Consider the following 7,280-nt stretch of genomic DNA (forward strand, 5'->3'; position numbering starts at 1 on the left):
GGCCAGCCAGCCGAGCCAGGCCAGCCAGCCGAGCCAGGCCAGCCAGCCGAGCCAGGCCAGCCAGCCGAGCCAGCTAAGCGAGCCAGCCAGCCGAGACGGGTCGGCGCCCGTCGCAGCAACGGTCAGGCGGGCTCGGCGGCGGCTGGGGGTTGGGAGAGGCAGACGAACGGGCCGCGGACGCCCGCGCTGAAGCGCTCCGCAGCGCGCAGCGCGATCTCCACGCGGCGCTGGGGCGCCATGCGGGACTGGGCCGTGGCGAACAGGGCGCCCAGCGCGATCTCGTCGCCCACGCCCACCGCCGCGTAGCCGTCCGCCGCCTCGGCCACCTGGTAGTCGTCGTGGACCGTGAACAGGCGGCCCTTGACGCCGACCAGGAAGGTGCCGCCCTCCTCGCGTTCGCTGTCGCGGCGGGCCCAGCCGCCCGTCTTCAGGCACTCGCGGACGGCGTCGATGAAGCGGGTCGCCATGAAGCGCTCTATGTCGCCCACCGGCTTCGGGGGTTTCAGGCTGTACCGGATGAGCTGGCCCATGCGGAACGACGTGGTGAAGCCGAACAGGTAGCCGTTGTTGTGAAACACCTTACTGTCCGCCCGTACCGTCAGGCTCCAGCCCGAGGCGCCCGCGCTGTCGCCGCCGATGTACACCGTGCCGGAGTGGACCAGGCCGACGATCGCGGTCATCGGGCCGCCTCGGCGTGGCGGGCGAAACCGTCGACCATCAGGTCGATGGCGAAGGCGAAACGTTCGTCGCCGCTTCCCTCGATCATCACCGGAGCCATGGCGACCAGGTTAGGGAACTCATCGGGCGGCAGGTGAGCCAAATAGTCACTCACCTGCTCGAAATACGGGGCGGCGTCGGCCTCGGTCACCCGGCCCTGCTCCACGTGCAGCGCCGCCTCCAGCGCGTCGGCCACGATGACCAGGGACATCTGGTCGATCGCCCAGGCCGCGATGCGGTCGGGGACGCCGGCGCCGCGCAGCACGGCCAGCATCGCCTCCGTGTAGCGCAGCGAGTTGGGGCCGACGGGGATGTTGGCCCGCGCCACCCGCACCAGGTCGCGGTGGGACAGGAAGACGGCGCGGCTCTCCCAGCAGTTCTTCCGCACCTCGGCCCGCCAGTCGGGGGCGTCGGCCCGCGGGAGCGGGATGTCGCCGATGACCCGGTCGAGCAGCTGCTCGAGCAGTTCGTCCTTGTTCGCGAAGTACGCGTACAGCGACGCCGCGCCCGTGCCGAGCTCCTGGGCGACCCGCCGCATGCTCAGCGCGTCGAGGCCGTCGCGGTCGACCAGGCGCAGGGCGGTGCTGAGCACGGCCTCGGCGCTCAGCGGCTGCCGGGCCGCCGGCGGCTTCTTCCGGGCCCGCCAGGGCGGGGCGGGCAGGTCCGTTGACGGCATCGCGCAATCCTACTTGACACGAACAGCGTTCGTAACTAGAACAGTGTTCGTGACTAACGAACATCGTTCGAAACACTGGGTCGTCCTCGCGGTCGTGCTGGCGGCCGAGGTCATGGACCTCCTCGACGCGACGATCATCGCGATCGCCGGGCCCTCGATCCGGGCCGACCTCGGCGGCGGCACGGCGTTCCTGCAGTGGCTCGCCGCGGGGTACACGCTCGCCTTCGCCGTCGGCCTGGTGACCGGCGGCCGGCTCGGCGACCTCTTCGGCCGCCGCCGCATGTTCCTCGTCGGCGCCGCCGGCTTCACCCTCATGTCGCTGCTCTGCGCGATCGCGCCCGGCCCGGCCGCGCTCGTCGTGTTCCGGGTCCTCCAGGGCCTCGCCGGCGCCGTGCTCATCCCGCAGGGCCTCGGCCTGATCAAGGCCGCGTTCCCGCCCGAGAAGCTGGGCGCCGCGTTCGGCGCCTTCGGGCCCGTCATGGGCCTGTCCGCGGTCTGCGGCCCGATCCTGGCCGGGTTCCTGGTCGACGCCGACCTCTTCGGTACCGGATGGCGAATGATCTTTCTGATCAACCTCCCGGTCGGACTGGCCGCGCTCATCGGGGCCGCGCTGGTGCTGCCCCGCACGCAGACCGAGGGCGGCAGCCTGGACCTGCCCGGGACGATGCTGCTCGGTGGCGCGCTCGTGCTGCTCGTGTACCCGCTCGTGCAGGGTCGCGAGCTCGGGTGGCCCTGGTGGACGTGGGCGGCGATGGCCGCTGCACTGCCGGCGTTCTGGGTGTTCCAGCGGTACGAGCGGCGCCGCCAGCGGGCGGGCCGGACGCCCCTGGTGGAGCCCAGCCTGCTCGCCAAGCGGCGGTTCAACGCCGGGCTGCTCGTCGGCCTCATCTTCTTCGCCGGCCTCATGGGCCTCACCCTCATCCTGAGTGTCTGGATGCAGGTCGGGCTGGGCTTCTCCCCGCTGCGGGCCGGCCTGACCCAGTCGCCGTGGGCGTTCGGCACCGCGCTCGGAGCGGTCGGCGGGCACATCCTCAGCGCCCGGCTCGGCGGCCGGCGCCTCATCGTCGGCGGTACCGCCGTGCTCGGCCTCGGCGTCGCGGGGCTGCTCGTCACCCTCGCGGTCGTCGACGGGCCGGTGTCGTCGGTGCAGCTGCTGCCGGCGCTGCTGGTGCTCGGCCTCGGCATGGGGGCCTCGATGGCCCCGTACTTCGACATCGTCCTGGCCGCCGTCGACGAGCACGAGGTCGGCTCCGCGTCCGGCACGCTCACCGCGGTCCAGCAGATCGGCGGCGCGATCGGCGTGGCGCTGCTGGGCACCGCGTTCTTCTCCTGGTCGGCGACCGAGACGGCCCTGGCCCGGGTGCTGTGGCTGGAGCTGGGGCTGCTGGCGCTCGCGGGCGGGCTGAGCTTCCTCCTCCCGCGCCGGGCCCGCGAGGAGGCGAGCGAGGAGAAGGAGCTCGTGACAGTGGGCTGACTGACGGGTTAGCCCCGGGATTCGCGGGGAATCAGGTCAGTGCGGGCGAGAGGAGAAGCCATGACGCACACCGTGAACGATCGACCGGCCACCGTTCCGCGCACCCAGAGCCCCGCGACCGACCACCGTTCCACGGCCGAGCTGGTGAGGCTCGCCGCCGAGCAGATCTCCACCCTCGTCCGCGACGAGCTGAAGCTGGCCCAGGCCGAGCTGGCCCAGAAGGGCAAGCGGGCCGGGGTCGGCGTCGGCATGTTCGGCGGCGCCGGACTGGTCGCCCTGTACGGCGGGGGCGCCCTGATCGCGGCCGCCATCATCGGCCTGTCGGCGGTCCTGCCGGCCTGGCTGTCGGCGCTGCTCGTCGGCGTGGTCCTGCTGGCGATCGCCGGGGTGCTCGCGCTGTTCGGCAAGTCCCAGGTCTCCAAGGCCGGTCCCCCGATGCCGACCGACGCCGTCGCCAGCATGAAGGCCGACATCAGCACCATCACCCACTCGGCGCGCAACCACCACGAGGACGGGGACCGGCGATGACGGCGACGAACTCGACGAGCACGCACAACGGCCACGGCACGCCGGTCGACCCGGAGGCGCTGCGCCAGGAGATCGCCCGCACCCGGGCGAGCCTCGGCGAGACGGTCGAGGCGCTCGCCGCCAAGGCCGACGTCAAGGCCCGCGCGCAGGGGGCCGTGCACAGCTCGGTCGCCACCGCGAAGCTGCGCATGCGCGAGGGTGTCGAGCAGATGGCGGTCAACGCCACGTACGTCGGCCGCGAGCTGCGCATGCATCCGCGGCAGGCGGTCGGGAACTCGATGCGCCGCATGCTCGACTCGGCCCGCGAGCGCCCGGCGCCGTGGGTCGTCGCCTCCGGCCTGTTCGTCCTGGCGGCCCTGATCGCGTACCGGAAGGGGCAGTGGTGAGCAAGCTGCTCTACAAGCCGTTCAGCATGGCCTCCAGCGTCGCGGGCGGCATCGCGGCCGGGATCGTCTTCAAGCAGGTCTGGCGGCGGCTCTCGGGCGAGGACGAGGCCCCGCAGGCGACGTCGCGGGACTACGGCTGGGGCGAGGTCCTGGCCGCGGCGGCCCTGCAGGGGGCCATCTTCGCGGTCGTGAAGGCCGCGATCGACCGGGGCGGCGCGGCGGGCGTCCGCCGCCTGACCGGCAACTGGCCGCCCGACTGACCCCACTCCGCGGCGGCACCCGGAACCGTTTTGCCGACGCGCACGCGGGTACACCGACGGCCGTGACGAGCGAACCAGATCAGCTACGGGACGTGCTGGACCAGGCGTACATCGGCCAGGAGCGCCTGTCGCGCGAGGAGATCCGCCGCAAGGCGATCGCCGCCGACCTCCCGGCCGACGCGATGACCCGGGTCGACGCGCTGCCCGAGGGCGAGTACGCCGAGGACGAGGTCGTGGAGGCCCTGCGGCTGCGTGGCGTCTAGCAACCGCGCGGCCGGCCGGGACCCGCTGTCCCGGCCGGCCGACCCCTGCGGAGTGACGCCTACTTGAGCAGGGCCGAGGCGCGGTCGCGCACCTGGCCGTACAACTCCCGGATCTCCCTGGTCGGCGCGGCCGTGACGTCGACCGCGGAGACCGGCCACGACGGCGGCTCCGCGCCGCCCGCGAGCGACCACGCCGCCTGCCGTGCGGCGCCGACGGCCACGTACTCGGCCGGCGCCGGCACGCTCACCGGCACCCCGAGCAGCGCCGGCGCGATCTCCCGCACCGCCTCCGACGCGGCCGCACCGCCGATCAGCAGCACCCGCTCGACGGGTACCCCGAGCGCGCGCACCGCGTCGAGCCCGTCGGCCAGGCCGCAGAGCATGCCCTCGTACGCCGCCCGGGCCAGGTTGGCCGGGTTGGCGTTGCCGCGCGTGAGCCCGTTGAGCAGCCCCTTCGCGTCGGGCAGGTTGGGCGTGCGCTCGCCGTCGAGGTAGGGCAGGAGGGTCAGCCCGCCGGCGCCCGGCGCGGCGGAGCGGGCCAGCGAGTCCAGTGTGGACAGGTCGACCCCGAGCAGCGCGGCGGCGGCGGTGAGCACGCGGGCCGCGTTGAGCGTCGCCACCAGCGGCAGGTGCCGGCCCGTCGCGTCCGCGAATCCGGCCACGGTACCGCTGGTGTCGGCGACCGGCCGCTCGGCCACGCCGAACACCGTGCCGGACGTGCCGAGCGACACCACCAGGTCCCCCGGCCGCAGGCCGAGCCCCAGGGCGGCGGCCATGTTGTCGCCGGTGCCCGGCGCAAGAAGGGCACCGGCGACCGTCTCGCCCACCGTCTCGGCCGGGCCCGCCACGCGGGGCACCGCCAGGTCGCGGCCGAACGCGAGCTTCAGCAGGTCCGGCCGGTACTCGCCGGTGGCGGGCGACCAGTACCCGGTGCCGGACGCGTCACCGCGGTCGGTGGTCGGCTCGGCCTGCCGGTCCGACCGGAGCAGGTGGGTGATCCAGTCGTGCGGCAGCAGTACCGAATGCGCCCGCGCGGCGTTCTCCGGCTCGTGCTGCGCGACCCAGCGGAGCTTGGTCACGGTGAAGCTGGCGACCGGCACCAGCCCGGTGGCCTCGGCCCAGCCGGCGGCGCCGCCGGGCAGCTCGGCGATGAGGTCCTGCGCGGCGCCGGCGGAGCGGGTGTCGTTCCACAGCAGCGCGTCGCGCACGACCTCGCCGTGCTCGTCGAGCAGCACCATGCCGTGCTGCTGGCCGCCGACGCCGATCGCGGCGACGCCGTCGAGCAGCCCGCCGGCCGGGTCACCGTCGGGCCCGCAGCCGGTGGCCTCCTGGAAGGCGCGCCACCAGTGCGCGGGGTCGACGGCGGTGCCGTCCGGGTGGGCGGCGCGGCCCTCCCTGACGACCGCGCCGGTCTCGGCGTCGCAGACGATGACCTTCGTCGACTGGGTCGACGTGTCAACTCCGGCGACGAGGGTCATGCGACCTCCGCTTCGCTCCGGCCGCACGACCTTTTCACTGAGCCCCATGGCGACCGGCCCCTCCGCTCCGCTGCGGACCGGTCACGGACGCACGCCCAGGAGGTGCTCCATCGCGAGCTGGTCGAGGTACTCGAACGCGCCACCGCGGGCGGCGAGCTTGTCGACGTCGAACTCCTCGTCGCGCAGCGACTCGATCGTCTCACCCTCGGCGAGCGTCGGCTCGTACAGCTCGTTGACCCGCGCGGCCTCCAGCGCCGACGCCACCTCGGGGTCGGCCCGGAACGACTGGACGCGCTCCTTGAGGATCAGGTAGTTCCGCATGCAGGCGCGGGCGGTCTCCCACACGCCGTCGTAGTCCTCGGTGCGCGGCGGCTTGTAGTCGAAGTGGCGGTAGCCGGTGTAGCCGCCGGTCTCCAGCACGTCGACGGTCCAGAACGCGCCCCGCAGGTTGCCGGCGCCGAAGCGCAGGTCCTGGTCGAAGCGCGGCCCGTGCTGGCCGTTGAGGTCGATGTGGAAGAGCTTGCCGTGCCACAGCGCCTGGGCGATCCCGTGCGCGAAGTTGAGCCCGGCCATCTCCTCGTGCCCGACCTCGGGGTTGAGCCCGACCCGGTCCGACTCGTCCAGCGTGGCGATCAGGGCGAGGGCGTGCCCGATCGTCGGCAGCAGGATGTCACCACGCGGCTCGTTGGGTTTCGGCTCCAGGGCGAAGCGGATGTCGTACCCCTGGTCGCGCACGTAGGCACACAGGATGTTCAGACCTTCGCGGTAGCGGTCGAGCGCGGCGGCGACGTCCTTCGCGCCACCGGACTCGGCACCCTCGCGGCCGCCCCACAGCACATACGTCTCGGCGCCGAGCTCGGCGGCGAGGTCGATGTTGCGCAGCACCTTCTTGAGGGCGAACCGGCGCACGGCACGGTCGTTGGAGGTGAAGCCGCCATCCTTGAAGATGGGGTGGCTGAAGAGGTTGGTGGTGACCATCTCGACGCGGACGCCGGTCTCGTTGAGCGCATCCTTGAAGCGGCCGATGAGCTTGTCGCGGGTCGCGTCGTCGCTGCCGAACGGGAACAGGTCGTCGTCGTGGAAGGTCACCGCGGCCGCCCCGAGGTCCGACAGCCGATGCACGGCCTCGACCGAGTCGAGCGGCGCCCGGGTGGGGCCTCCGAACACGTCCTGAGCCTGCCAACCGACCGTCCACAGCCCGAAGGAGAACTTGTCGGCACGGCTTGGCTGATAGTCGTTCATGAGCACCTCTTCGCGGGGTGTTGGCGGATACGCGTCAGGCTACGCCCGAGGACGGGGTTAGTTCAACAACAGAACTAACCGGCTTCGGCCTTGTCTCATCCTGCGCCGGACAGCACCCCTCCGGCGCCGATTCGCCCCGCTCCCGCGCCACCCACCCTCCCCGCACGCTCCGACTCGCTCCCACCCTCCCCCGCCCCCAGCCGCCGCCCCACACGCCACCCCGCACGCCGCCAGACGCCGCCCCACACGCCACCCC

At 73.2% G+C, this 7,280-nt stretch carries 9 protein-coding genes; 5 read left to right on the forward strand and 4 right to left on the reverse strand.

All coding sequences use genetic code 11. From position 1 onward, the window contains the following. Positions 1-122: 122 nt before the first annotated feature. Both ABZS66_RS47895 and ABZS66_RS47900 read right to left on the reverse strand, forming a co-directional pair. Positions 123-680: a hypothetical protein gene (locus tag ABZS66_RS47895; protein WP_354769722.1), complete on the reverse strand. Its 558-nt coding sequence runs from the start codon at positions 678-680 to the stop codon at positions 123-125. Beyond that, positions 677-1,393 carry a TetR/AcrR family transcriptional regulator gene (locus tag ABZS66_RS47900; RefSeq protein WP_354769723.1) on the reverse strand — a complete coding sequence of 239 codons (717 nt, stop codon included), beginning with the start codon at positions 1,391-1,393 and terminating at the stop codon, positions 677-679. The genes ABZS66_RS47895 and ABZS66_RS47900 overlap by 4 nt, the downstream gene beginning before the upstream one ends. 49 nt (positions 1,394-1,442) lie before the next feature. On the opposite strand from ABZS66_RS47900, the gene ABZS66_RS47905 reads away from it, so the two are divergent. From ABZS66_RS47905 to ABZS66_RS47925, 5 genes are all read left to right on the forward strand, one after another. Continuing rightward, positions 1,443-2,867: an MFS transporter gene (locus tag ABZS66_RS47905; RefSeq protein WP_354769724.1), complete on the forward strand. Its 1,425-nt coding sequence runs from the start codon at positions 1,443-1,445 to the stop codon at positions 2,865-2,867. A 60-nt stretch (positions 2,868-2,927) separates the two neighbouring features. Further along, positions 2,928-3,395 (forward strand): phage holin family protein, encoded by a 468-nt coding sequence (locus ABZS66_RS47910; protein WP_354769725.1) that lies wholly within the window; start codon positions 2,928-2,930, stop codon positions 3,393-3,395. Next, on the forward strand, positions 3,392-3,781 hold the full coding sequence (locus ABZS66_RS47915) for a DUF3618 domain-containing protein (protein WP_354769726.1): 390 nt from the start codon (positions 3,392-3,394) through the stop codon (positions 3,779-3,781). Before ABZS66_RS47910 ends, ABZS66_RS47915 begins: the two co-directional genes overlap by 4 nt. Beyond that, complete coding sequence (locus ABZS66_RS47920; protein WP_354769727.1) at positions 3,778-4,041, forward strand: DUF4235 domain-containing protein; 264 nt, start codon at positions 3,778-3,780, stop codon at positions 4,039-4,041. Before ABZS66_RS47915 ends, ABZS66_RS47920 begins: the two co-directional genes overlap by 4 nt. A 62-nt stretch (positions 4,042-4,103) precedes the next feature. Beyond that, positions 4,104-4,304: a hypothetical protein gene (locus ABZS66_RS47925; protein WP_354769728.1), complete on the forward strand. Its 201-nt coding sequence runs from the start codon at positions 4,104-4,106 to the stop codon at positions 4,302-4,304. A 59-nt stretch (positions 4,305-4,363) separates the two neighbouring features. On the opposite strand, the gene xylB is transcribed toward ABZS66_RS47925, so the two are convergent. Together xylB and xylA are read right to left on the reverse strand one after the other, a co-directional pair. Further along, positions 4,364-5,782, reverse strand: coding sequence for a xylulokinase (xylB, locus tag ABZS66_RS47930; protein ID WP_354769729.1), 1,419 nt, complete (start codon positions 5,780-5,782; stop codon positions 4,364-4,366). 81 nt (positions 5,783-5,863) lie between these two features. Next, positions 5,864-7,024 (reverse strand): xylose isomerase, encoded by a 1,161-nt coding sequence (gene xylA / locus ABZS66_RS47935; protein WP_354769730.1) that lies wholly within the window; start codon positions 7,022-7,024, stop codon positions 5,864-5,866. Positions 7,025-7,280 lie beyond the last annotated feature (256 nt).

Origin of the sequence: Dactylosporangium sp. NPDC005572 (genome assembly GCF_040605515.1) — a bacterium.
In the GTDB taxonomy this organism is placed as follows: Bacteria; Actinomycetota; Actinomycetes; order Mycobacteriales; family Micromonosporaceae; genus Dactylosporangium.

Bases quoted from the DNA above. Each gene is read 5' to 3' on its own strand.
- ABZS66_RS47895 (WP_354769722.1), bottom strand. From the start codon at position 680: ATGACCGCGATCGTCGGCCTGGTCCACTCCGGCACGGTGTACATCGGC.
- ABZS66_RS47900 (WP_354769723.1), bottom strand. From the start codon at position 1,393: ATGCCGTCAACGGACCTGCCCGCCCCGCCCTGGCGGGCCCGGAAGAAG.
- ABZS66_RS47910 (WP_354769725.1), top strand. From the start codon at position 2,928: ATGACGCACACCGTGAACGATCGACCGGCCACCGTTCCGCGCACCCAG.
- ABZS66_RS47915 (WP_354769726.1), top strand. From the start codon at position 3,392: ATGACGGCGACGAACTCGACGAGCACGCACAACGGCCACGGCACGCCG.
- xylB (WP_354769729.1), bottom strand. From the start codon at position 5,782: ATGACCCTCGTCGCCGGAGTTGACACGTCGACCCAGTCGACGAAGGTC.
- xylA (WP_354769730.1), bottom strand. From the start codon at position 7,024: ATGAACGACTATCAGCCAAGCCGTGCCGACAAGTTCTCCTTCGGGCTG.